This window comes from Citrobacter braakii, from assembly GCF_002075345.1.
GTDB lineage: Bacteria > Pseudomonadota > Gammaproteobacteria > Enterobacterales > Enterobacteriaceae > Citrobacter > Citrobacter braakii.
Genome location: NZ_NAEW01000003.1, coordinates 333,909 through 357,723, shown reverse-complemented (window position 1 = coordinate 357,723; position 23,815 = coordinate 333,909). Strand labels below are relative to the sequence as shown.

General features: G+C 54.0%; 22 protein-coding genes. 5 read left to right on the top strand and 17 right to left on the bottom strand.

Annotated features, from left to right (window positions below):
- Window positions 1–6: 6 nt before the first annotated feature.
- Complete coding sequence (gene mngA / locus BZK42_RS08875) at window positions 7–1,923, bottom strand: PTS 2-O-a-mannosyl-D-glycerate transporter subunit IIABC (protein ID WP_080859012.1); 1,917 nt, start codon at window positions 1,921–1,923, stop codon at window positions 7–9.
- Between the two features lie 184 nt (window positions 1,924–2,107).
- On the opposite strand from mngA, the gene BZK42_RS08870 reads away from it, so the two are divergent.
- Entirely contained in the window at window positions 2,108–2,824 is a 717-nt protein-coding gene (locus BZK42_RS08870; protein WP_019076293.1) for a GntR family transcriptional regulator, read from the top strand.
- A gap of 80 nt (window positions 2,825–2,904) precedes the next feature.
- Here the strand turns inward: BZK42_RS08870 and sucD are convergent, their stop codons facing one another.
- The 8 genes from sucD to sdhC form a co-directional block, all read right to left on the bottom strand.
- A complete protein-coding gene (gene sucD, locus BZK42_RS08865; RefSeq protein ID WP_003022929.1) occupies window positions 2,905–3,774 on the bottom strand; it encodes a succinate--CoA ligase subunit alpha in 870 nt (289 codons plus the stop codon).
- A complete protein-coding gene (sucC, locus tag BZK42_RS08860) occupies window positions 3,774–4,940 on the bottom strand; it encodes an ADP-forming succinate--CoA ligase subunit beta (protein ID WP_003022927.1) in 1,167 nt (388 codons plus the stop codon). The genes sucD and sucC overlap by 1 nt, the downstream gene beginning before the upstream one ends.
- A gap of 90 nt (window positions 4,941–5,030) precedes the next feature.
- Window positions 5,031–6,254, bottom strand: coding sequence for a 2-oxoglutarate dehydrogenase complex dihydrolipoyllysine-residue succinyltransferase (gene odhB, locus BZK42_RS08855; protein ID WP_080859011.1), 1,224 nt, complete (start codon window positions 6,252–6,254; stop codon window positions 5,031–5,033).
- Between the two features lie 14 nt (window positions 6,255–6,268).
- The gene (gene sucA / locus BZK42_RS08850) at window positions 6,269–9,070 is read right to left on the bottom strand and encodes a 2-oxoglutarate dehydrogenase E1 component (protein WP_016152283.1); all 2,802 of its coding nucleotides are present in this window, start codon (window positions 9,068–9,070) and stop codon (window positions 6,269–6,271) included.
- A 235-nt stretch (window positions 9,071–9,305) separates the two neighbouring features.
- On the bottom strand, window positions 9,306–10,022 hold the full coding sequence (gene sdhB, locus BZK42_RS08845) for a succinate dehydrogenase iron-sulfur subunit SdhB (protein WP_003022921.1): 717 nt from the start codon (window positions 10,020–10,022) through the stop codon (window positions 9,306–9,308).
- A 15-nt stretch (window positions 10,023–10,037) separates the two neighbouring features.
- On the bottom strand, window positions 10,038–11,804 hold the full coding sequence (gene sdhA, locus BZK42_RS08840; protein WP_003022919.1) for a succinate dehydrogenase flavoprotein subunit: 1,767 nt from the start codon (window positions 11,802–11,804) through the stop codon (window positions 10,038–10,040).
- Window positions 11,804–12,151, bottom strand: coding sequence for a succinate dehydrogenase membrane anchor subunit (gene sdhD, locus BZK42_RS08835; RefSeq protein ID WP_005122550.1), 348 nt, complete (start codon window positions 12,149–12,151; stop codon window positions 11,804–11,806). Before sdhD ends, sdhA begins: the two co-directional genes overlap by 1 nt.
- Window positions 12,145–12,549 carry a succinate dehydrogenase cytochrome b556 subunit gene (sdhC, locus tag BZK42_RS08830; RefSeq protein ID WP_016152282.1) on the bottom strand — a complete coding sequence of 135 codons (405 nt, stop codon included), beginning with the start codon at window positions 12,547–12,549 and terminating at the stop codon, window positions 12,145–12,147. Before sdhC ends, sdhD begins: the two co-directional genes overlap by 7 nt.
- Window positions 12,550–12,986: 437 nt before the next feature.
- Here sdhC and BZK42_RS29655 point away from each other — a divergent pair, with 437 nt between their 5' ends.
- The 3 genes from BZK42_RS29655 (at window position 12,987) to BZK42_RS08815 (ending at window position 15,751) form a co-directional block, all read left to right on the top strand.
- Window positions 12,987–13,040: a hypothetical protein gene (locus tag BZK42_RS29655; RefSeq protein WP_418135082.1), complete on the top strand. Its 54-nt coding sequence runs from the start codon at window positions 12,987–12,989 to the stop codon at window positions 13,038–13,040.
- 206 nt (window positions 13,041–13,246) lie between these two features.
- Window positions 13,247–14,530 (top strand): citrate synthase, encoded by a 1,284-nt coding sequence (locus BZK42_RS08820; RefSeq protein WP_016152281.1) that lies wholly within the window; start codon window positions 13,247–13,249, stop codon window positions 14,528–14,530.
- A 174-nt stretch (window positions 14,531–14,704) separates the two neighbouring features.
- Window positions 14,705–15,751 carry an AbrB family transcriptional regulator gene (locus tag BZK42_RS08815; RefSeq protein WP_016156000.1) on the top strand — a complete coding sequence of 349 codons (1,047 nt, stop codon included), beginning with the start codon at window positions 14,705–14,707 and terminating at the stop codon, window positions 15,749–15,751.
- Here BZK42_RS08815 and nei read toward each other — a convergent pair.
- The 8 genes from nei to ybgI are packed head-to-tail and all read right to left on the bottom strand — an operon-like array spanning window position 15,748 to window position 22,043.
- Entirely contained in the window at window positions 15,748–16,539 is a 792-nt protein-coding gene (gene nei / locus BZK42_RS08810; RefSeq protein ID WP_049269262.1) for an endonuclease VIII, read from the bottom strand. The genes BZK42_RS08815 and nei overlap by 4 nt on opposite strands.
- 14 nt (window positions 16,540–16,553) lie before the next feature.
- Window positions 16,554–17,198: a pyroglutamyl-peptidase I gene (gene pcp, locus BZK42_RS08805; protein ID WP_049269260.1), complete on the bottom strand. Its 645-nt coding sequence runs from the start codon at window positions 17,196–17,198 to the stop codon at window positions 16,554–16,556.
- Between the two features lie 9 nt (window positions 17,199–17,207).
- Window positions 17,208–18,203, bottom strand: a complete 996-nt coding sequence (locus BZK42_RS08800; protein WP_016152277.1) for a DUF979 domain-containing protein — start codon at window positions 18,201–18,203, stop codon at window positions 17,208–17,210.
- Window positions 18,200–18,922 (bottom strand): DUF969 domain-containing protein, encoded by a 723-nt coding sequence (locus BZK42_RS08795; RefSeq protein WP_049269259.1) that lies wholly within the window; start codon window positions 18,920–18,922, stop codon window positions 18,200–18,202. The genes BZK42_RS08800 and BZK42_RS08795 overlap by 4 nt, the downstream gene beginning before the upstream one ends.
- 55 nt (window positions 18,923–18,977) lie before the next feature.
- A complete protein-coding gene (gene pxpA, locus BZK42_RS08790; protein ID WP_080859010.1) occupies window positions 18,978–19,712 on the bottom strand; it encodes a 5-oxoprolinase subunit PxpA in 735 nt (244 codons plus the stop codon).
- Entirely contained in the window at window positions 19,702–20,634 is a 933-nt protein-coding gene (pxpC, locus tag BZK42_RS08785; protein ID WP_016152275.1) for a 5-oxoprolinase subunit PxpC, read from the bottom strand. The genes pxpA and pxpC overlap by 11 nt, the downstream gene beginning before the upstream one ends.
- Window positions 20,628–21,284 carry a 5-oxoprolinase subunit PxpB gene (gene pxpB / locus BZK42_RS08780; protein WP_046274709.1) on the bottom strand — a complete coding sequence of 219 codons (657 nt, stop codon included), beginning with the start codon at window positions 21,282–21,284 and terminating at the stop codon, window positions 20,628–20,630. Before pxpB ends, pxpC begins: the two co-directional genes overlap by 7 nt.
- A 15-nt stretch (window positions 21,285–21,299) precedes the next feature.
- Window positions 21,300–22,043 carry a radiation resistance protein YbgI gene (ybgI, locus tag BZK42_RS08775; protein ID WP_016152273.1) on the bottom strand — a complete coding sequence of 248 codons (744 nt, stop codon included), beginning with the start codon at window positions 22,041–22,043 and terminating at the stop codon, window positions 21,300–21,302.
- 289 nt (window positions 22,044–22,332) lie between these two features.
- Between ybgI and dtpD the strand changes: the two genes are divergently transcribed.
- A complete protein-coding gene (gene dtpD / locus BZK42_RS08770; RefSeq protein ID WP_016152272.1) occupies window positions 22,333–23,814 on the top strand; it encodes a dipeptide permease DtpD in 1,482 nt (493 codons plus the stop codon).
- Window position 23,815: the final 1 nt, after the last annotated feature.

The following is a 23,815-nucleotide window of genomic DNA, read 5'->3' as shown; positions in this document are numbered from 1 at the left end:
AAGTGCTTACGGCATCACGCTATCGGTGACGTATTTCCCCTGTTTAACCGCTTGACGCCGCCAGAGCAGTAAAATCGCCGTGGAGATAATCGTCCCAATCAGTGCGGCGCCAAACCAGCCCGCGGCGGCCATCACCGCGCTTAGGTCTGCGGGGATAAGTAAAAAGAGCGAGAAAATCCCGGCACCTGGGGTCGAAAGCCCAATCCCCATGGCCCCAACGATGGCTCCGGTCGCCATCGACCCCATCACTAAAGAGCCAATCACCCGAATCGGGTCCTCAATCGCCAGCGGAATCGCGCCTTCGGTAATCCCGGCAAGGCCGAGCAGCCAGGTGGATTTACCGGTCTCAATCTCAAACTGTTTGAACAGGCGTGGCGCCAGCATGGTTGAAGCGGTGACGGTGAAAGCAGAAACCATTTTTACCGAAGCGAAAATGGCGTAGGGACCGAATACGCCGTTGGCCATCGCGCCCAGACAAAATGCATATGCCGCTTTATTGACCGGACCGCCAAGATCAAACGAACACATAAAGCCCAGGATCATACCGAGCAGTAGCGCGTTGGTGCCTGATAACCCATTTAGCCAGGCCGTCAGCGAGGTATTGATCCAGGCGACAGGCTCGCCAATCACAAACAACATCAGGCTACCCGCGCCCAACGTGCCAATCACCGGATAGAGGTAGAACGTTAAAAAGCCATTGAATTTGCTGCTTAAACGCAGATGCTGTTTCACCCAACGCATGAGATAACCGGCAATCAGGCCACCGGCAACACCGCCAAGAAAACCCGAGCCGATTAAGTTCGCCGCCAGACCCGCCGCAAAGCCTGGAGCCAGCGCTGGTTTATCCGCCAGCGAATAAGCGGTATAGGCCGACAGTACCGGAACCATCAGCGTGCCCAGCATCCCGCCGCCGAGTTGGCGATACATCCACAGCCAGGATTTCTCTAAGCTGTACACATCCTGTAGGCCGAAAATCTGTGCAATCAATACCGCCACCGCCAGTACCGTCCCTCCGGCGACGATTAACGGCACGGCAAACGAAATTCCGCTCAGCAGTGCTTGTTTCAGGTCAGTTTTCAGCCCCTTTTTCACCTCTGTCTGTGGCTGAGAAACACGCTGGCTTTGCAGAGGCTCCAGCGCTAACGCCTGTTCAATCAGCGCTTTTGCGTGGCGCAACGGTTCGGCAACCGGAACGGAGATCGCCGGGATACCGTTGAAACGTTCACTTTCTTTAATAGCGACCTCTGCGGCGAAAATGCAGGCGCGCGCATCATTCAGTTGTTGAGCCGTTAAGCGGTCTTCAATGCCATTGGCACCCTGTTTTTCCACCACCACGTTAACGCCCATTTGCCGACCGGCTTTCTCCAGATACTCAGCCGCCATATAGGTATGCGCAATGCCCGCCGGACATGCGGTAACGCAAACAATCGTTGGCGCATCCGCCGTCGCCACTGCGGCCTGCGGCGCTGTTTCGACCACTAACGCCACCAGCACCGCTTCGGCGCTGGTCGCCGCCATGACGCGAGCACGCAGATCCTCATCCGCAAGGCAGGTGGTCAGTTCGGTCAGGATTTGGATATGGGTCGAACCGGCTTCATCTGGCGGGATCGCCAGTAAAAAAATAAGTTCAACAGACTCCGGGCCATCAATACCTTCCCAGTCCATCGGTTCACTCAGCGTCGCCACCGCGAAAGCCGCCTCTTTCACGGCCGACGATTTACCGTGCGGTACCGCCACCCCTTCGCCAAGCGCCGTAGGCCCCAGCGATTCGCGGTGAAAAACTTCCGCCAGATAAGCGTCGGCATCGGTGATTTTGCCTAATTCGGTCAGCCGCTGCGTAAGTTGGCGAATGGCATCGTCACGATCGGTAAATCTCGCCTGCACACAGACTGCGCGAGGGTGGGACAGTATTGTCAAATTCATCATGGTCCTCAGAGGATTGTCATTATTATGTGCCGCGATTGTCGCAGACAAAACAATACCTTTACGTGATCAATTTCACTAACGAGACAATATTTGTATTTAATTTGTATTATTTACTATTGATAAAATGTACGCATAATTTGTCTTGAATATCTGACTTTATTGCCGACAAAAGCGAAAAGAGATGAGCAAAAAACCGATGTACCGCCAGATAGCCGACGTTCTGCGCGAACAAGTTGCAAAAGGTGAATTAAAACCAGGTGATGCACTTCCCACAGAATCTACGCTACAGAGCCGTTTCGAGGTCAGCCGCGTGACCATCAGGCAAGCACTCAAGCTGCTAACGGAACAGAATATTATCGAGAGCATTCAGGGCAGCGGTTGGTATGTGAAAGAGGAGCGCGTTAATTACGACATTTATCAGCTCACCAGTTTTTATGAGAAGCTTGCCGACCGTCAGGTTGAAACGCACAGCGAAGTGAAGGTCTTTGAGGTCATTCCAGCAGGAGAGATGCTGGCCGAATGGCTACAGCTGGCGGCTGAAGATAAAGTCTGGCATGTAAAACGGGTTCGTTTTATTAAGCAGAAAGCCGTTACCCTCGAAGAGACATGGATGCCGCTCGCCCTCTTTCCCGATCTCACCTGGGAGGTGATGGAAAATTCTAAATATCACTATATAGAACAGATCAAAAAGATGGTTATCGATCGCAGCGAGCAGGAACTGATCCCGGTTATTCCGGATGAGGATACTGTAGAAATGCTGGGCATGCCGCAGGGGAAACCGGTGCTGGAGAAAATCTCTCGCGGGTTTCTGCTCGATGGACGCGTTTTTGAATACAGCCGCAACACCTTCAAAAGCGACGATTATAAATTTACGCTGGTGGCAAAACGACGCCATTAAAAAAGGCCATCATCAGATGGCCAACCATGTCGAAACGGGACCAGCCCTTGACTATGCAGAGAGTCAGGGCTGTTTTTTTCTTACTTAATCACTGTTTTCAGCGCTTCGCCGATATCGGCCAGGCTACGAACGGTTTTCACGCCAGCGGCTTCCAGCGCAGCGAATTTCTCATCCGCCGTACCTTTACCACCTGCGATGATCGCACCAGCATGACCCATACGTTTACCTTTCGGCGCCGTCACACCCGCGATGTAACCCACAACCGGCTTGGTCACATGATCTTTAATGTACGCCGCTGCTTCTTCTTCCGCGCTACCGCCGATCTCACCGATCATGACGATCGCTTCAGTCTGCGGATCTTCCTGGAACAGCTTCAGGATATCGATGAAGTTAGAGCCAGGGATCGGGTCGCCGCCGATACCCACACAGGTAGACTGACCAAAACCATAGTCGGTGGTCTGCTTAACCGCTTCATAGGTCAGCGTACCGGAACGAGAAACGATACCGACTTTACCAGGCTTGTGAATATGGCCCGGCATGATGCCGATTTTACATTCACCAGGGGTGATAACACCTGGGCAGTTCGGGCCAATCATGCGCACGCCAGCTTCATCCAGCTTCACTTTCACAGTCAGCATATCCAGCGTTGGGATACCTTCGGTGATGGTGATGATAAGCTTGATGCCTGCATCAATAGCTTCCAGGATGGAGTCTTTGCAGAACGGAGCCGGAACGTAGATAACGGTGGCGGTTGCGCCGGTCGCTTCTACCGCTTCACGTACGGTGTTGAACACCGGCAGACCCAGATGCGTGGTGCCGCCTTTGCCCGGCGTAACACCGCCGACCATTTGCGTACCGTAAGCAATCGCTTGTTCAGAGTGGAATGTCCCCTGGCTACCGGTGAAGCCCTGGCAGATAACCTTGGTATCTTTATTAATTAAAACTGACATTATTTCCCCTCCACTGCGGCAACAACCTGCTGAGCTGCATCCGTCAGACTTTTCGCTGCAATAATATTCAGGCCGCTATCAGCCAATTTTTTCGCGCCGAGTTCAGCGTTGTTACCTTCAAGACGTACCACGACCGGAACGTTAACGCCCACTTCTGCTACCGCGCCGATGATACCGTCCGCGATCAGGTCGCAGCGTACGATACCGCCGAAGATGTTAACCAGTACGGCTTTAACATTGTCGTCAGAGAGGATAATTTTGAACGCTTCGGTTACACGCTCTTTGGTCGCACCGCCGCCAACGTCGAGGAAGTTAGCCGGTTCGCCGCCGTGCAGTTTAACGATGTCCATGGTGCCCATTGCCAGGCCCGCGCCGTTAACCATACAACCGATGTTGCCGTCCAGAGCGACGTAGTTCAGTTCCCACTGTGCAGCCTGTGCTTCACGCGGATCTTCCTGAGACTGATCGCGCATTTCACGCAGGTCAGCCTGGCGGAACAGCGCGTTGCCGTCAGCGCCCAGTTTGCCGTCGAGGCAGATCAGATCACCCTGCTTGGTCACCACCAGCGGGTTGATTTCGATCAGCGCCAGATCGCGCTCAAGGAAGATAGTCGCCAGACCCATGAAGATCTTGGTGAACTGCTGAACCTGTTTACCTTCCAGACCCAGTTTGAACGCCAGTTCACGACCCTGATAAGGCATCGGACCGGCCAGCGGATCGAGCGCTACTTTGTGGATCAGGTGCGGCGTTTCTTCAGCCACTTTTTCAATTTCCACGCCGCCTTCGGTAGAGGCCATGAAGACCACGCGACGGGAACTACGGTCAACAACTGCGCCGAGGTAAAGTTCTTTACCAATGTCGGTCGCTGCTTCAACCAGAATCTGATTTACCGGTTGACCATGGGCGTCTGTCTGGTAAGTGACCAGACGTTTACCCAGCCAGTGTTCAGCAAAAGCGCGAATGTCTTCTTTGCTGTTCACAACCTTCACACCGCCCGCTTTACCACGGCCACCAGCGTGAACCTGACATTTCACTACCCACGGGCCTGCGCCGATTTTAGATGCAGCTTCTTCAGCTTCACGCGGAGTAGTACAGGCATAACCCACCGGTGCCGGTAAGCCATAGCGGGCAAAAAGTTGTTTTGCCTGATATTCATGTAAGTTCATGTGTTCTGTCCATCCTTCAGGTAATCGTTATCTTTTACCCGTAGGCCTGATAAGCCTCCAGACCTACGGGGCAGGTGATACTCTTATTTACTACACGTCCAGCAGCAGACGCGTCGGATCTTCCAGCAACTCTTTAATGGTTACCAGGAAGCCTACTGACTCACGACCATCGATCAAACGGTGGTCATAAGACAGCGCCAGATACATCATCGGCAGGATTTCAACCTTGCCGTCTACGGCCATCGGACGATCTTTGATGGCATGCATACCCAGGATGGCGCTCTGCGGTGGGTTGATGATCGGGGTAGACATCAGGGAACCGAACACGCCACCGTTAGTGATGGTGAAGTTACCGCCCGTCAGATCGTCGACCGTCAGCTTGCCGTCGCGACCTTTAACTGCCAGCTCTTTAATATTTTTCTCGATGTCAGCCATACCCAGCAGATCCACATCACGCAGGACCGGCGTGACCAGGCCACGCGGCGTGGAGACCGCCATGCTGACATCAAAGTAGTTGTGGTACACCACGTCATCGCCGTCGATGGACGCGTTCACTTCCGGATAGCGTTTCAGCGCTTCAACAACCGCTTTCACGTAGAAAGACATAAAGCCCAGACGGATACCGTGACGTTTCTCGAACGCGTCACCGTACTGCTTACGCAGATCCATGATTGGCTTCATGTTGACTTCGTTGAACGTGGTCAGCATGGCGGTGGAGTTTTTCGCTTCCAGCAGACGCTCAGCTACGCGTTTGCGCAGACGGGTCATCGGAACACGTTTTTCGCCACGAGCGCCCAGTTGAGCCTGTGGTGCAGGCGCGGCGGCCGGCGCTTTGGCTTCTGCTTTCGCAGCCGGTGCTTCGGCCAGATGCTTTTCAACATCTTCACGCGTGATACGACCACCGACGCCGGTGCCATTGATGGCGCTGGCTTCGAGATTATGCTCACCCAGCAGGCGACGGATCGCCGGGCTCAGGGCATCGTTGTTCTGTTCAGCAAGAGACGCCTGCTGGCGTTGTGCCGGAGTAGAATCTTTCTCTTCAGACTTGGCGCTGGTCTCTTTGCCAGAGCTGTTGCCTTCACGCAGGCGACCGAGGATCTGGCGAGAAGTGACGGTTGTCCCTTCATCTTCCAGAACCGCATCAAGAATACCGTCCGCTGATGCCGGTACTTCCAGTACCACTTTGTCAGTTTCGATTTCTACCAGTACTTCATCACGACGTACTGCATCGCCCGGTTTTTTGTGCCAGGTTGCAACCGTTGCATCCGCTACGGATTCAGGCAGGTCGGGAACAAGAATATCTACGCTACTCATTATTTATCCTTTATTTAATCGACGTTCAGCGCGTCATTAACCAGATCTTGTTGCTGCTTCTGGTGAACGGACATATATCCTACTGCCGGAGAGGCAGAGGCCGGGCGACCTGCATAACGCAGAGCTGACCCAAATGGAATTACTTCACGGAAATGATGCTGGCTGCAGTACCATGCGCCCTGGTTGAGCGGCTCTTCCTGGCACCAGACAAAATCATGTACATGAGCAAACGGTTTCAGCGCTTCCTGCACCGCTTTATGCGGGAACGGATAGAGCTGTTCGATACGCACAATGGCGACATCTTTTTGGTCGTTCTTGCGGCGTTGCTCCAGCAGGTCGTAATAAACCTTACCAGAACACATCACGACACGCTTCACGCCTTTAGGATCAAGTTCATCTACTTCGCCAATGGCTGGCAGGAAGGTGCCATTTGCCAGTTCGTCCAGCGTGGACACCGCCAGCGGATGACGCAGCAGCGACTTCGGTGACATCACTACCAGCGGACGACGCATTCCGCGCAGCGCCTGACGACGCAGCATGTGGTAAACCTGCGCCGGGGTAGACGGGACGCAAACCTGCATGTTTTGCTCAGCGCAAAGTTGCAGATAACGTTCCAGACGCGCGGAAGAGTGCTCCGGACCCTGACCTTCATAGCCGTGTGGCAGCAGCATAACCAGACCGCACATACGGCCCCATTTCTGCTCGCCGGAAGAGATGAACTGGTCGATAACCACCTGCGCACCGTTGGCGAAGTCACCGAACTGCGCTTCCCAGATAGTCAGGGTGCGCGGTTCTGCCGTGGCATAACCGTACTCGAATGCCAGCACCGCTTCTTCAGACAGCACGGAGTCCCATACGCGGAACGTGCCCTGCCCGTTATGCACATGCTGCAGCGGAGTGTACGTTGAACCATTCGCCTGGTTATGAATAACCGCATGACGGTGGAAGAAGGTTCCACGGCCAGAGTCTTCACCCGACAGACGTACCGGAATACCTTCATCAACCAGCGTGGCGTAAGCCAAATTCTCTGCGCCACCCCAGTCGAACAGCTTCTCGCCTGCGGCCATGGCCTGACGGTCGCCGTAAATTTTGGCAACACGCGACTGCATTTCCACCGCTTCAGGCACGGTGCTGATGCGTTTTGCCAGCTCCTGCAGACGCTTCATCTCAACTTTGTTCGGGTAGTTTTCATCCCATTCGTGGTTGAGGTACGGAGACCAGGTGAAGGAGTGCATATTCATTGGACGCCACTCTTTCACCACGCATTCACCTGCGTCCAGCGCGTCACGATACAGATTGACCATTTCGGTCGCATCTTCCAGCGTAGCGACGTTGTCCGCTTCCAGCTTGTCAGCGTAGATTTTGCGCGGGGTCGGATGCTTTTTGATTTTCTGATACATCAGCGGCTGGGTTGCGCTTGGCTCGTCGGCTTCGTTGTGGCCGTGACGGCGGTAGCACACCAGATCGATAAAGACATCGCGTTTAAAGGTATTACGGAAATCCAGTGCCAGACGCGTTACGAAAGCGACCGCTTCCGGGTCATCCGCGTTCACGTGGAAAATCGGCGCCTGAACCATCTTACCGATGTCGGTGCAGTACGGTGTAGAACGTGCATCTAGCGGGTTAGAGGTGGTGAAGCCCACCTGGTTGTTGATAACGATGCGAACGGTACCGCCCACTTCGTAACCACGCGCTTTCGACATGTTCAGGGTTTCCTGAACCACGCCTTGACCGGTTACTGCCGCATCACCATGAATAGTGATTGGCAGCACTTTATTGCTGCTCGGCTCGTCCAGACGATCCAAGCGTGCACGTACGGAACCGATAACCACCGGGCTAACGATTTCCAGGTGCGACGGGTTAAACGCCAGCGCCAGATGCACCAGACCGCCTTCGGTTTCGATATCCGATGAGAAGCCCATGTGGTACTTCACGTCACCGGTGCCGAGGTGTTCTTTATGTTTGCCCGCAAATTCGTCGAATAGATCCTGCGGCTTTTTACCCAGCACGTTAACCAGGACGTTCAGACGACCACGGTGCGCCATACCCAGTACCACTTCACGGGTACCGCTATTACCGGCGTGGCGGATCATCTCTTTGAGCATTGGGATTAACGCATCACCGCCTTCCAGCGAGAAGCGTTTCGCGCCCGGGAATTTCGCGCCCAGGTAGCGTTCCAGACCTTCCGCTGCGGTCAGTTCGCTGAGGAAGCGTTTCTTCTCTTCACTACTGAACGCAGTACGACCAGACTCGATACGCTGCTGAAGCCAGCGTTTTTCTTCGGTGCTGGTGATGTGCATATACTCGGCGCCAATCGGGCCGCAGTAGGTTTGTTTCAGCGCGACAACCAGGTCGCTCAGCTTCATCGTGTCTTTGCCACCGGCAAAAGAACCCACGTTAAAGCTTTCCTGGAAATCCGCATCGGTCAGATCGTGGAAGGAGGGATCCAGATCGGCCACATTTTCTTGCTGCCACAGTCCCAGCGGATCGAGATTCGCATGCTGATGACCGCGGAAACGATAGGCGTTAATGAGCTGCAGGACTTTAACCTGCTTCACATTGGCATCAGGGTCGGAAATAGAAGAAGAGTAACGTGGGGTAATCAACGCCTGTCGACGGAAATAATCACGTGTTTTTGAGTGGAGTTGATCCGGTTTGACTCCGGTACCAGGTAACTGCTGGAACGTCGAACGCCAGTTAGCATCTACCGAGTCAGGGTCGGTTAAGAAGTCTTCATAGAGCTGTTCTATCCAGCTCTGGTTAGAACCAGAGAGGTAAGAAGAGTCCAACCAGGCTTTCAAAGCGCTGTTCTGCATCGTGATCCCTTAAGCATTTGTATGCTTATTTCGCCGTGGATACTACCACGCACACCGATGTGCGTGCCGGGGTTCACTTGTTGCGGACTGTCGTGTCATCTGCGTCCGCTAAGGAACCTTTAAAAACTGTCTAATAATCGTCGTCGTTCAGGCTGCGATTATTGCTATCAATGTGGCAGTTTTTAGAGGTTTCCCTGCACGGCCGGGGAATTTCTTCCCCGGCAACTACAACTACTTATGCACTACGTTTGAGCAGCATCGACTTAATATGACCGATGGCGCGCGTCGGGTTCAGCCCTTTAGGACATACGCTGACGCAGTTCATGATGCTATGACAGCGGAATACGCTGAAAGCGTCACTTAAACCTTCCAGACGGCTGTCGGTCTCGGTATCGCGGCTATCAATTAAGAAGCGATACGCGGCCAACAGGCCTGCCGGGCCAATAAACTTGTCCGGGTTCCACCAGAATGATGGGCAGGACGTTGAGCAGCATGCACACAAAATACATTCATACAGCCCATCGAGCTTCTCACGCTGCTCTGGCATTTGTAAATGCTCACGAGCCGGAGGATTTTTCCCATTATTCAACAAGTAAGGCTTAATCTTCTCATACTGTGCGTAGAATTGCCCCATGTCTACCACCAAATCGCGCACAACCGGTAAACCTGGCAGCGGGCGAATGACAATTTTCTTGCCCGGCTGATTCAGCGCAGAAATAGGTGTGATACAGGCCAGTCCATTTTTGCCGTTCATGTTCAGACCGTCGGAGCCGCAGACCCCTTCACGGCATGAGCGACGAAACGACAGCGACGGATCTTTTTCTTTCAGCTGCATCAACGCATCCAGCAGCATCATGTCGCGCCCTTCTTCCGCCTCCAGGGTGTAATCCTGCATGCGCGGAGCGTCGTCAACATCCGGGTTATAGCGATAAACTGAAAACTCGAGTTTCATTGTCCTGTCTCCGCATTAATAAGTACGAATCTTCGGCGGGAATGCCGGGCGCAGCTTCGGTTCCATATTGACTTGACGTCGCGTCATGGATTCCGACTCTGGCAGGTACAGGGAATGGCACAGCCAGTTTTCGTCATCACGTTCCGGGAAGTCGAAGCGGCTATGCGCGCCACGGCTTTCGGTACGGAAGTTTGCAGATACTGCAGTGGCGTACGCGGTCTCCATCAGGTTATCCAGCTCCAGACACTCAACGCGCTGGGTGTTGAACTCGCTGGAGGTATCGTCCAGACGGGCATTTTTCAAGCGTTCGCGAATCGCTTTCAGCTCTTCCAGGCCCTTCGCCATCGCATCGCCTTCGCGGAATACCGAGAAGTTATGCTGCATACATTCTTGCAGCGCTTTACGAATTGCCACCGGATCTTCACCGTTACGGTTACCGTTCCAGCGATTCAGACGCGCCAGAGAAGCGTCGATTTCATCTTCGGTTGCATCCAGCAGGTCACCCTGCTCTGCGATAGATTCCTGCAGATGCAGACCCACGGCACGACCAAATACCACCAGGTCAAGCAGAGAGTTGCCGCCCAAACGGTTAGCACCGTGAACCGATACACAGGCGATTTCACCGACGGCAAACAGCCCTGGGATCACCACATCTTCGCCCTGCTCATTCACGGTCAGCGCCTGGCCGGTGACTTTGGTCGGAATACCGCCCATCATATAGTGGCAGGTTGGGATAACCGGGATCGGCTCTTTCACCGGGTCAACGTGAGCAAAGGTACGGGACAGTTCGAGAATACCCGGCAGACGGGACTCCAGCACTTCTTTACCCAGGTGGTCGAGTTTCAGTTTGGCGTGCGGCCCCCACGGACCGTCGCAGCCGCGACCTTCGCGGATTTCGATCATGATGGAACGCGCCACCACGTCACGACCCGCCAGGTCTTTCGCATTCGGGGCATAACGCTCCATGAAGCGCTCACCGTGTTTGTTCAGCAGGTAGCCACCTTCACCACGACAGCCTTCTGTTACCAGAACACCCGCGCCAGCGATACCGGTTGGGTGGAACTGCCACATCTCCATATCCTGCACCGGCACGCCAGCGCGGATAGCCATACCGACGCCGTCACCGGTGTTGATGTGGGCGTTGGTGGTGGACTGATAAATACGGCCAGCACCGCCGGTCGCCAGCACGGTTGCGCGGGCTTTGAAGTAAACCACTTCACCGGTTTCAATACACAGCGCGGTACAACCAACAATCGCACCATCGGCATTTTTCACCAGATCCAGCGCATACCATTCGGAGAAGATGGTGGTATGGTTTTTCAGGTTCTGCTGATACAGCGTGTGCAACAGCGCATGGCCGGTACGGTCTGCCGCTGCCGCGGTACGTGCCGCCTGCTCGCCACCGAAATTCTTCGACTGGCCGCCAAACGGACGTTGATAAATTGTGCCATTATCGAGGCGAGAGAACGGCAGCCCCATGTGGTCCAGCTCCAGAATCGCTTCCGGACCGGTTTTACACATATATTCAATAGCGTCCTGGTCACCAATGTAGTCCGACCCTTTCACGGTGTCGTACATGTGCCATTCCCAGTTATCTTCATGGGTATTACCGAGCGCAACGGTGATGCCACCTTGCGCAGATACGGTATGGGAACGGGTTGGGAACACTTTGGAGAGCAGCGCACAGGTCTGACCGCTCTGGGAAATTTGCAGCGCCGCGCGCATACCTGCGCCGCCGGCACCAATCACAACAGCATCAAATTCTCTGACTGGCAGTTTCATTACACACCCCACACCACAACAAATCCATAAATGACGTAAACCACCAGCGCAACGACGATAGCCAGTTGCAGAATCAGGCGCACGGCCAGCGGTTTAACGTAGTCGGTCAACACCTGCCACATGCCGATCCAGGCATGAATCAGAATGGAGAAAAGAGCCAGCAGGGTGAAGACTTTGGTGAATGCCGATGAGAAGAAACCGGTCCAGACTTCAAACGTCAGTTCGCCGCTGGTGGCGAAGAAGCCGACCATATAGATGATGTATAACGTCAGAACGATAGCGGTAGCACGGACCAGAATGAAGTCATGTACGCCGTTGCGTCCTAATGCGGAGGCGTTGCTTACCATACGAGGACTCCTGCGAGAAGTGAAAGCACGACAATGATAACGAAACAAATTTTGGCGGAACGTGTCCCTGCTTCGAGGGTTTCTTCGATATAGCCAAAATCCATCAACAGATGGCGAATGCCCATTACGGCGTGATATGCCAGCGCAATCAGGATCCCCCACAGAATTAACTCCACAAAGAAGTTATTCATAATGGATGACGCCGCGAGGAAACCTTCAGGGGAGGAAAGGCTGGTACCCAATAACCACAACAGAATCCCGACCGCCACGAAGGTGATCACTCCGGATACGCGATGGAGAATGGACGCTATCGCCGTGATTGGGAACCGGATCGTTTGTAGATCCAGATTGACAGGTCTTTGTTTTTTCACATTTCTTATCATGAATAACGCCCACATGCTGTTCTTATTATTCCCTTTGGACTTCGGGTACAGAAGATGAAGACACCTGTAGCCTGAAAGACGACGGGATTTCCTTCCTCCGGTCTGCGTGCGGGTCAGACAGCGTCCTTACTATAACTACGCGTCATATAAAACACTGCTTCCAGATGCTAAAACGACACGTTACAACGCTGGTTGGCTCGGGATTGCAGGGTATTCCGGAGACCTGGCGGCAGTATAGGACGTTCACAAAATCATTACAATTAACCTACATATAGTTTGTCGGGTTTTATCCCGAACAGTGACATAGGTCACGATAACAACATTATTTTAATTTTTAACCATCTAATTTGACAATCATTAAACAAAGTTGTTACAAACAACACCAGAAAAAGCATATAATGCGTAAAAGTTATGGGGTCACTCTTTCACCGGACATTTAGTTATGTAACAGTGTGGAAGTATTGACCAATACAGTCAGGACAGTTATTAGTGATAGACAGGTTTAATAATTCGGATTGCTAAGTTCTTGATTTGCAGTTTATTCGCCATGAAAAGACCGTTTTACCTGCAAGCGCCCATAGCTCTGTACCCAGGTTATCCCCTCTTTCGCAGAGCGGCGAGCCAAATAACAAACTGGTAACGGTTCATTGATGTACGAAGGCAAATGTGAGTTCCAGCAGTCTTAAGCAATAAGGCGCTAAGGAGACCGTAAATGGCTGATACTAAAGCAAAAATCACTCTAAATGGTGACTCTGCTATTGAACTGGATGTGCTGAAAGGTACGCTCGGTCAAGATGTTATTGATATTCGTAGTCTTGGCTCAAAAGGGATGTTTACTTTTGACCCAGGTTTCACCTCTACCGCATCCTGCGAATCCAAAATTACTTTCATCGACGGTGACGAAGGTATTTTGCTGCATCGCGGCTTCCCGATTGATCAGTTGGCGACCGAGTCAAACTATCTGGAAGTGTGTTATATCCTGCTGTACGGCGAAAAACCGACGCAGGAGGAGTACGACGAGTTCAAAACCACAGTCACTCGCCATACCATGATCCACGAACAGATCACCCGCCTGTTCCACGGTTTCCGCCGCGACTCTCACCCGATGGCCGTTATGTGTGGTGTTACCGGGGCGCTGGCTGCGTTCTACCACGACTCGCTGGATGTGAATAATCCGCGTCACCGTGAAATCGCCGCCTTCCGTCTGCTGTCCAAGATGCCGACCATGGCAGCGATGTGCTACAAATACTCCATCGGGCAGCCGTTCGTGTACCCGCGTAATGACCTCTCCTACGCCGGTAACTTCCTGAACATGATGTTCTCCACGCCGTGCGAAAAATACGAAGTGAATCCGATTCTGGAACGCGCAATGGACCGTATCCTGATCCTGCACGCTGACCACGAACAGAACGCCTCAACCTCTACCGTTCGTACCGCCGGTTCTTCTGGCGCTAACCCGTTTGCCTGCATCGCGGCCGGTATTGCTTCCCTGTGGGGACCAGCACACGGCGGCGCAAACGAAGCTGCGCTGAAAATGCTGGAAGAAATCAGCTCTGTTAAACACATTCCGGAATTTGTTCGCCGCGCGAAAGACAAGAATGATTCCTTCCGCCTGATGGGCTTTGGTCACCGTGTTTATAAAAACTATGACCCGCGCGCCACCGTCATGCGTGAAACCTGCCATGAAGTACTGAAAGAACTGGGCACCAAAGATGATCTGCTGGAAGTGGCGATGGAACTTGAACACATTGCGCTCAACGACCCGTACTTCATCGAGAAGAAACTCTACCCGAACGTAGATTTCTACTCCGGCATCATCCTGAAGGCGATGGGTATTCCGTCCTCCATGTTTACCGTTATCTTCGCCATGGCGCGTACCGTGGGCTGGATTGCACACTGGAACGAAATGCACACCGACGGCATGAAAATCGCTCGTCCGCGTCAGCTGTACACCGGCTACGATAAGCGCGATTTTAAGTCTGATATTAAGCGTTAATTGTCTGCCGGATGGCGCCAGCGCCTGTCCGGCTTACAGCCATTAATTCTCCCGGGTCGGACAAGGCATTGAAGCCAGAATCCGACCTGTTTTTTTTGATGCATATTATTTTATTCTCATCATGCTTTCTCTATGATTTACTGAGATTTCCGTCATTTCACTCAGGAGCATGGGATGCCTGTTTTGCAGTGGAGCCTGTTGTTTCTGCTATCGCTCCTTCTTTCCCTGTTCTTTTTGTTTATACACCTTCCAGGACCGCTGCTGCTCGGTTCGATGATCGTCGGCATCATATTCAGTATGCGCGGCATCTCACTGCACCCTCCCCGCTGCACATTTCTTGGCGCGCAGGCGATTCTCGGCTGCATGATTGCCCAAAACCTGACGGGCTCAATCTTAACGACCCTTACGGCCCACTGGCCGATGGTGATTATCATCCTGCTGGCGACCCTTATCAGCAGCGCGGTAATCGGCTGGCTGCTGGTTCGCTACAGTAACCTACCGGGAAACACCGGTGCATGGGGCTCGTCACCTGGCGGTGCGGCGGCAATGGTGGCGATGGCGCAGGAATATGGTGCCGACATCCGGCTGGTGGCGTTTATGCAGTATCTGCGCGTACTGTTGGTGGTTGGTGCGGCGGCACTGGTCACCCGAGTGATGATGGGCGACCAGGCCCAAACGGTCAGTGAGCAAATCGTCTGGTTTCCGCCGCTGAGCAGCAATCTGTTCAGTACCCTGGCGCTGGCCGCCGTTGCCGGTACGGCCGGGCGTCTATTGCGTATCCCCTCTGGCGTCATGTTGCTACCGATGCTGGCAGGCGCATTGCTGAATGCTGGTGGCGTGATGGTGATCGAACTGCCGGAATGGTTGCTGGCGATTGCCTATATGGCCATCGGCTGGCAAATCGGTCTGGGCTTTGACAAGCAGATCTTTTTAATGGCGTTGCGCCCCTTACCTCAAATCCTCTTGTCCATTTTTTCACTGATGGCGATCTGCGCCGCTATGGCCTGGGGACTGGCGCATTACATGCAGATAGATTTTCTTACCGCCTATCTGGCGACCAGTCCAGGCGGCGTGGATTCTGTTGCGGTGATTGCCGCGGGGAGTCACGCCGATATGGCGCTGATCATGGCGATGCAAACCCTGCGGCTATTCAGTATTTTATTGACTGGCCCGGCGGTGGCGCGGTTTATTTCGCTACACGCGCCAAAGCATCCCGCTTAGTGCTGACATCCTGGACACCAGTAAAAGGGTCGTGAAGAGAGCGTCGTTTTTTCGATGATTCCGCCACAGCGCTCACAGGCTTCACCATCCCGGTGAAAGACCTTAAAGCGAAACAGCGCGCCGTGATGTTTATTCTCATCCACCAGCCCGCGGGTGTTATAGGACAAACGAGGAATATCAAGCAGCGCATGCGCCAGCGCATCCAACTGCTCATCTCCGAGCGTCGACGCTTTATGCTGTCCGGTCAGCCCTACCTGCCAGAGAATCTCTACCCGCAGGTAGTTACCTAATCCCGCCAGAAACGCCTGGTCCAACAGAAGGCCAGAAAACTGGCGATTGCGAAAACGCGGGGATAACAGACGCGCTTTCACGTCATCGGGCGTTAAACGTAAATCCAGGACGTCCGGCCCAACCCGTTGCAGGAACGGGTGGGTAGCGAGCTGTTCCGGCGTCAGCATGTCGATATCAGAGGCGCTATAGAGCAGAATAGTTTTGTCGTGTGTTTGCAACCTGACACGCAGTACCCGCGAAGTCTGCGGTATTTTTCCGGTATCCACCACTCGCCACACACCATAGAGCTGATTGTGGCTGTACAGCGTCAATCCATTAGAAAAATGGGTCAGCAATGCTTTACCCCGCGTTTCAAGCTGGGTAACACTCTGCCCAATCAGTTGAGATTGATACGGTTTTAGCTGCTCAAAGGCAAACCAGACATCGGTCAGGGGTTTGCCTTTAACTGCCGCCTCCAGGTTATCCGCCGCGCGGCGGATCTCCGGGCCTTCAGGCATAATACTGTCCTTTTTTAATGTGTTGCACCGCCCGTCACTGCGATATCACTCTCCACCTGCAACGCGGTGGCAATCGCGACTTCCAGCGCCCGGCGCACCGTGTCCGCAGCCATACTTGGCGCCCCGGGGTGCTGTGCAGCCTGTTGCGGCAAATAAGGAATATGAATAAATCCTCCCTTCACCGCCGGAACGTCACGTAGTTTATGCAGCAGGCCATACATCACGTGGTTACACACGAAAGTGCCCGCGGTCTGGGAAACCGAAGCCGGAATTCCCGCGTTGCGCATGGCAACAACCATCGCTTTGATCGGCAACGAACTAAACCACGCCGCCGGACCATCGGCCACAATCGGCACATCTACCGGCTGTTGACCCTGATTATCCGCAATACGCGCATCGTCAACGTTGATCGCCACGCGCTCCACGGTGATATCCGTGCGCCCACCCGCCTGCCCCACCGCCAGCACCAGTGATGGCGACAGCGCGTCAATCGCACCATTGAGTACGGCAAGAGACTCGCCAAAGACGCACGGCAGTTGGCGAGCAACGATGCGGCATCCGCCGATGATAGCATTGTCGAGGCCCGAGACCACTTCCCAGGAAGGGTTAACTGACTCGCCGCCAAAGGGTTCAAATCCCGTGATGAGTACTGTTTTCATCCTGTCTCCTTACAAGAACATCAGGAAATACATCAGGAACACGTTGACCAGCAACAGCAGTATGCCGGTTGGCACCTGCGCTTTAATCACCGCGTTTTTATCCGGCAGCTCCAGCAGCGCTGCAGGAACAATGTTAAAGTTTGCCGCCATCGGCGTCATTAACGTCCCGCAATAGCCAGAGAACATACCAATTGCCGCCATTACTGCCGGATTGCCGCCGTGCTGCAGCACGAGGATCGGAATCCCAATTCCAGCGGTCACGATCGGGAAAGCGGCAAACGCATTGCCCATGACCATCGTCAGCAATGCCATGCCGAGGGTGTACACCGCCACTGCGATAAAGCGGCTATCCACCGCCAGGTATTCTTGCGTCAGCCAGGAAATACCGCTGCCTACGCCCGCTGCCGTAAACAACAGCCCGAGCGTGGCCAAAATCTGCGGCAGGATGAACGCCCAGCCGATGGAGTCCAGCAGACGGCGCGCCTCCTGAATCGGTTGATGAACCCGCTCATGGGTCATTTTTATCGCCATCGCCAGACCAATCAACGAGCCTGCGGTCATGGAAAAGAGCGTCACCAGCGTGGCGTGATTACCCGGCCCAAACAGCGCATCCTGTAAGCCCGGAATATGGTTGAACATCAGCACGCCAATAACCGTTACCACCGGAATTGCCAGCGCCGGGAAAAACAGGCGATTACCCAGGCGACTGGCGCTTTCTTCGCGCTGTTGCTGCGTTCGTTGATGGTAGCTTCCCAGCTTCACGCCGCCAAAACCGGCGATCAGGGCCAGCACGACTACCGCGACGCCAACGGCAATATGCACCGTGCGTTTGTCGCCAAACAGCGAGTATGTCCAGTCGCCAAGCAGAAACAGTACGCCGTATATGCCCCAAAACAGGCCGGTGGTGAAGCGACGCGGGTTCGCTTTGTCCTGCCAGGACATCAGCGCCACAATCAGTAATACCGCTCCCGCCAGCCAGTAGAGATAGCTTTGTTGAAAATTCATTTCGCTCCCCCTTTCGCTGCGGCATTCGCTTTCGCCACCTCACGTTGCAAATAGCTATCCAGACGCCACAGACGCGTACCGTGGATCAGGAATGCACAAATTGCCGTTGGGATCCCCCACAAGGCAATATGCAGCGGTTCGGTCTGGATCCCACCAGACTCCAGCATAAAGTTGTGCATAAAAATGATGGCGCCGAAGGCAACAAAGATATCTTCACCGAAGAACAGTCCGACGTTATCGGTCGCAGCTGACATGGCGCGCAGACGATAACGTACCACCCCAGGTATCTCGCCGTGATTTTTCTCTGCGGCTCCTTCCGCCATCGGCGCCAGCAGCGGACGCACCATCTGCGGATGCCCCCCCAGACTGGTCAACCCTAACGCAGCGGTCGCTTCGCGAATGAACAGATAGACAATAAGCAGACGACCACTGGTGGCGCTGCGGATTTTTGCAATCCACGCCTGAGCACGCTCTTTGAGTCCGTGGCGTTCCAGCAGGCCAATAACCGCCAGCGGGATCAGCAGGATAAATGGCAGGTTGCGGGTGTTAAGAAAACCTTCACCCAGCTTCTCAAGGATAGTGGCTACCGGCATATGCGCCGCCAGCCCCGTGACGATCCCGGCAATAATGACCACCAATACCGGGTTAAAACGTAAAAGAAATCCGACCACGATGACGGCGATCCCCGTCAATGGCCAGAGAGAAATTACCTCTCCCATAATTCAGTCCTGTATATGTTGTTGTGTAATATATTATTGTTTTGTATGAATAAATTTATGCGCTAATTTGAATATTGCATGCATTGAATGCGGCTCGCAAGCGACGGGCAAAAGCGAGTGCGTGCTCACCATCCCCGTGAATGCATACCGTCTGGGCTGTCACGCTCGCCCACGTTCCACTCTGGCTTTTTACTCTGCTGGATTGCACCATTTCTAGCGTTTGCGCCAGCGCCTGCTCTTCATCCTCAATCAATGCGCCCGGCTGGCTGCGCGGCACCAGACTGCCATCCGCCTGATAACCCCGATCGGCAAAAACCTCCTGACGTGTTACCAGACCATAGCGTTCTCCGGCACGAATCAGTTCGCTTCCCGCCAGTCCTACCAGAACCAGCGACGAATCGCAGGCATACACCGCTTTAGCAATAGCATCCGCCAACTGAGGATCTTTCGCCGCCTGGTTATAAAGCATACCGTGCGGTTTAACATGACGCATTACGCCGCCCTGCGCACGCGTGATGGCAGCCAGCGCACCAATTTGATACAGCGTCTGCGCATACACCGTTTCCACAGGCAGGGTCATGGCGCTACGGCCAAAATTTTCCCGATCCGGAAAACTCGGATGCGCGCCTATCGCTACGCCATTTTTTAGCGCTTCGCGCACGCTTAAAAGCATCGTCTGCGCATCACCGGCGTGAAACCCACAGGCGATGTTGGCTGATGACACCAGTTGCAGCAGCGCTGCATCGTTAGGGCATCCCTCACCGAGGTCTGCGTTGAGATCAATTTTCATTGTTAAGTCGCCATGTTAACTGTTCCAGATAACGCTGCCGATCGTGGCGCGCCTTAAGCGCTTCCTCCAGCGAACACTGCACAAAATGGATCGGCTGGCCGAGCGGGATCTGCGCCAGATGATACATATCTGCTTCGATGATACAGGCGATACGCGGATAGCCGCCCGTCGTCTGAGCATCGTTCATCAGCACGATGGGCTGACCATTATGCGGAACCTGCACTACGCCAGGGAGCAAACCATGCGACAATAGCTCGCGATCGGTCGTACGCGTCAGCGACTGCCCCTGCAAGCGATACCCCATACGGTTGCTTTGCGGACTCAGTTGCCACGGGGAGCGCCAGAAAGAAGCCTGCGATACTTCGTCAAACTCCTGGTATTCAGGCCCGGGCAGCGCACGAATATGGTTGCCCCACATCAGCTGTTTTACGCCCTGCGGCCCGCTGAATTGCCGGGTCGATGCGCCAATTGGCAGCCGATCGCCATCGCGCAGCAGACGCCCTTCCAGCCCGCCAATTCCGACTTTGAGATCGGTACTGCGCGAGCCCATTACTTCGGGCACATCAAAACCGCCCGCTACCGCCAGATAGCTGCGCATGCCGTGATGTGGACGTTTTAGCGTCAGACGCTGCCCGGCTTTCACCGGCAGCCGCCATCCGCTCCATACGGGAGTACGATCCAGGTGCGCTTCACATCCCGCACCGGTCAGGGCAAACCAGCCATCGGTTTCAAATTCCACCACCAACTGCCCCAGTGTGATTTCCAGCGCAGCGGCATTCGCATCATTACCCACCAGCAGATTAGCAACGTTCAGCGCCGGTTTATCCAGCGCGCCACAGTGACTGATTCCGGATTGACGAAAACTATGGCGTCCCCCGTCCTGTACTGAGGTGTACATGCCAGCGCGAATGATGTTTAACATATCCCCTCCTTCTGCGGGACAAAACGCACGGTATCGCCAGCCCTTAACAGAATCGGCTCCTGCCGTTTTGGATCAAATAACGCAACGGAGGTACGGCCAATCAATTGCCATCCGCCTGGCGTGGAAAGCGGATAGACCCCCGTTTGGGATCCGCCAATACCCACAGAACCTGCCGGAACAAGCAGACGCGGTTCCGCACGCCTCGGAGTATGGAGCGGTTCAGGTAAGCTCCCGAGATAGGGAAATCCCGGCTGAAAACCGATAAACCACACCACATAATCAACCGACGCATGAAGTTCGACGACCTGCTTGTCGCTTAATCCACTGTGCCGGGCGACCTCTGCCAGATCGGGGCCGAACTCACCGCCATAGGTCACGGGAATTTCAATAAAGCGCGAGTCCGGCTCCAGCGCCTCACTTTCTTCCCACCAGCGCTGCAGGCGTTCAATCGCATCCAGCGCCAGCGTTTTCGGGTCGCGCAGGGTAACCGTGATATTGTTCATTCCCGGAATAGCTTCCAGCACATTCGGGGCATCAACCAGACGCTGGGCCAGACGCCAGATGCGTTTCTGAGTCGCCAGCGTAATGGGAGGTTCCAGCTCAAGAACCACCGCACTTTCACCTAACAGATAACAACGCGCTCGCTGCACTTTCGTCCCTCTTTATTACGCTGGATTAGGAATATCGATAAAGGTTACGTCCAGATCGGTATTTTCATTCAGCCATTCGCTCAATGCGCGAATGCCGCCGCGTTCGGTCGCATGGTGACCAGCAGCATAAAAATGCAACCCTTGCTCGCGGGCTGAGTGAATGGTTTGCTCTGAAACCTCACCGGTGATAAAGGCATCGACACCAAACCGGGCTGCGCTATCAATGAAACTCTGACCGCCCCCTGTACACCAGGCGACGCGCTGAACTTTTTCCGGCCCGGTATCACCGCACCATAACGGTTTACGGCCTAAACGCGCTTCAATCCACGATGCCAGCTCCAGCCCCGGAACCGGCATGGAGAGTTCTCCCCATGGCACCAGCGGCTCGATTTCACCCATGACGGTGATCCCCAACAGCGCTGCCAGTTGCGCGTTATTACCCAGTTCCGGGTGAGCATCCAGCGGCAGGTGCCAGCCATACAGGTTGATATCATTTTCCAACAGCGTTTTCAGACGATGGCGCTTCATACCGCGAATAACCGGAGATTCGCCTTTCCAGAAATAACCGTGATGAACGATGACCGCATCCGCCTGCAGACGTACCGCCTCGTCCAGTAACGCCTGACTTGCGGTCACGCCGGTCACGATTTTATGCACCGTCTCTTTGCCCTCAACCTGCAAACCATTCGGCGCATAGTCGCTAATGGCGGCGCTGTTCAGTTTGTCGTTGATCAGTTGTTCCAGTTCGGTGTTTTTCATCATCGTCCTCGTAGTCATAAATTCTGCCTGCCCAATCAGCAACACAGCTTAGGTTAAAATAGCGTCCCCGCTTGCGTTCGTCGATAGACATTTCACTGACACATCAAGAAACAATCACACCCGATTTGAACGCAATTTGCTTACCCCCACGCGATCTAATTCATGTATATTTATGCAATCAGACAGCATATTGCAAAAATAATCAGATCTGTATCAAAGTTAAAACTTTAAGGAAACACACTCGCGCAGCACGTTCAGCCTGTCGCGAGGCATTTACTTCGAGAAAAGAATGAATAAACAAGCATCTCAACCACGGGCGATTTATTACGTCGTTGCGCTACAAATTTGGGAATACTTCAGTTTTTACGGCATGCGTGCATTGCTGATCCTGTATCTCACTAACCAGCTTAAGTACGACGATAATCACGCATATGAACTGTTCAGCGCCTACTGCTCGCTGGTCTACGTCACGCCCATTCTTGGGGGATACCTGGCCGATAAAGTGCTCGGCAATCGAATGGCGGTGATGATCGGCGCATTTTTAATGGCTGTGGGGCATCTGGTATTGGGCGCCAGCGAAATGGCCCCGGCGTTCCTTTATTTGTCGCTGGCGATTATTGTCTGTGGCTACGGTCTGTTTAAATCCAACATCAGTTGCCTGTTAGGCGAGTTGTATCAGCCTGAAGACCCTCGCCGTGACGGTGGATTCTCTCTGCTCTACGCTGCCGGTAATATTGGTTCAATCATCGCGCCTATTGCCTGCGGCTACGTGCAGGAAGAGTACAGCTGGGCGATGGGCTTTGCGCTGGCGGCGATTGGCATGCTGGCGGGGCTGGTGATTTTCGTATGCGGTAATCGCCATTTCGCCCATACCACCGGCGTCAACAAGGCCGTCTTGTGTGCGAAAAAATATATGCTGCCAAACTGGGCCTGGTTATTAGTTCTGCTGGTTGCAGCACCGCTGCTGATTACCGTTCTGTTCTGGAAAGAGTGGTCCGTTTACGCACTGATCGTTGCTACTGTTATTGGTCTGGCGGTTCTGGCGAAGATTTACCGCCAGGCGCAGACCCAGAAACAGCGTAAAGAACTGGGGCTTATCGTTACGCTGACCTTCTTCAGTCTGTTGTTCTGGGCCTTTGCTCAACAGGGCGGCAGTTCGATTAGCCTGTATATCGACCGCTTCGTTAACCGAGATATTCTGGGATATTCCGTCCCTACCGCGATGTTCCAATCGGTTAACGCCTTTGCCGTTATGCTGTGCGGTATCGTGCTGGCCTGGGTGGTCAAAGAAAGCGTTAGCGGTAATCGTACCGTCCGTATCTGGGGTAAATTTGCCCTTGGCCTCGGTTTAATGAGCGCCGGATTCTGTATTCTGACCTTGAGCGCCCGCTGGTCTGCGGCTTACGGTCACTCTTCCATGCCGCTGATGGTATTGGGGCTGGCGGTCATGGGCTTTGCCGAGCTGTTTATCGATCCGGTGGCTATGTCTCAGATTACACGTATCGAGATCCCAGGAGTGACCGGCGTATTAACGGGTATTTACATGCTGCTTTCCGGAGCCATCGCCAACTACCTGGCCGGCGTTATCGCCGATCAGACCTCACAAGGTTCGTTTGACTCAGCGGGCGCTATCAACTATTCCATCAATGCATATATTGATGTCTTTAGCGAAATAACCTGGGGCGCGCTGGCCTGTGTGGTGCTGGTGCTGCTGATTTGGCTGTACCAGTCGCTGAAGTTCAGAAATCGTCCGCTGGCGGTAGAGTCCTGAG

Excerpts from the sequence above, each read along its gene's own strand:
- sdhD (WP_005122550.1), bottom strand. The coding sequence starts at position 12,151 with ATGGTAAGCAACGCCTCCGCATTAGGACGCAACGGCGTACATGACTTC.
- sucC (WP_003022927.1), bottom strand. The coding sequence starts at position 4,940 with ATGAACTTACATGAATATCAGGCAAAACAACTTTTTGCCCGCTATGGC.
- sdhB (WP_003022921.1), bottom strand. The coding sequence starts at position 10,022 with ATGAAACTCGAGTTTTCAGTTTATCGCTATAACCCGGATGTTGACGAC.
- sucD (WP_003022929.1), bottom strand. The coding sequence starts at position 3,774 with ATGTCAGTTTTAATTAATAAAGATACCAAGGTTATCTGCCAGGGCTTC.
- nei (WP_049269262.1), bottom strand. The coding sequence starts at position 16,539 with ATGCCTGAAGGCCCGGAGATCCGCCGCGCGGCGGATAACCTGGAGGCG.
- ybgI (WP_016152273.1), bottom strand. The coding sequence starts at position 22,043 with ATGAAAAACACCGAACTGGAACAACTGATCAACGACAAACTGAACAGC.
- pcp (WP_049269260.1), bottom strand. The coding sequence starts at position 17,198 with ATGAAAACAGTACTCATCACGGGATTTGAACCCTTTGGCGGCGAGTCA.
- BZK42_RS08815 (WP_016156000.1), top strand. The coding sequence starts at position 14,705 with ATGCCTGTTTTGCAGTGGAGCCTGTTGTTTCTGCTATCGCTCCTTCTT.
- dtpD (WP_016152272.1), top strand. The coding sequence starts at position 22,333 with ATGAATAAACAAGCATCTCAACCACGGGCGATTTATTACGTCGTTGCG.
- BZK42_RS08820 (WP_016152281.1), top strand. The coding sequence starts at position 13,247 with ATGGCTGATACTAAAGCAAAAATCACTCTAAATGGTGACTCTGCTATT.
- pxpC (WP_016152275.1), bottom strand. The coding sequence starts at position 20,634 with ATGTTAAACATCATTCGCGCTGGCATGTACACCTCAGTACAGGACGGG.
- BZK42_RS08795 (WP_049269259.1), bottom strand. The coding sequence starts at position 18,922 with ATGGGAGAGGTAATTTCTCTCTGGCCATTGACGGGGATCGCCGTCATC.
- sdhC (WP_016152282.1), bottom strand. The coding sequence starts at position 12,549 with ATGTGGGCGTTATTCATGATAAGAAATGTGAAAAAACAAAGACCTGTC.
- pxpA (WP_080859010.1), bottom strand. The coding sequence starts at position 19,712 with ATGAAAATTGATCTCAACGCAGACCTCGGTGAGGGATGCCCTAACGAT.
- sucA (WP_016152283.1), bottom strand. The coding sequence starts at position 9,070 with ATGCAGAACAGCGCTTTGAAAGCCTGGTTGGACTCTTCTTACCTCTCT.
- mngA (WP_080859012.1), bottom strand. The coding sequence starts at position 1,923 with ATGAATTTGACAATACTGTCCCACCCTCGCGCAGTCTGTGTGCAGGCG.
- odhB (WP_080859011.1), bottom strand. The coding sequence starts at position 6,254 with ATGAGTAGCGTAGATATTCTTGTTCCCGACCTGCCTGAATCCGTAGCG.
- BZK42_RS08800 (WP_016152277.1), bottom strand. The coding sequence starts at position 18,203 with ATGAATTTTCAACAAAGCTATCTCTACTGGCTGGCGGGAGCGGTATTA.
- BZK42_RS08870 (WP_019076293.1), top strand. The coding sequence starts at position 2,108 with ATGAGCAAAAAACCGATGTACCGCCAGATAGCCGACGTTCTGCGCGAA.
- sdhA (WP_003022919.1), bottom strand. The coding sequence starts at position 11,804 with ATGAAACTGCCAGTCAGAGAATTTGATGCTGTTGTGATTGGTGCCGGC.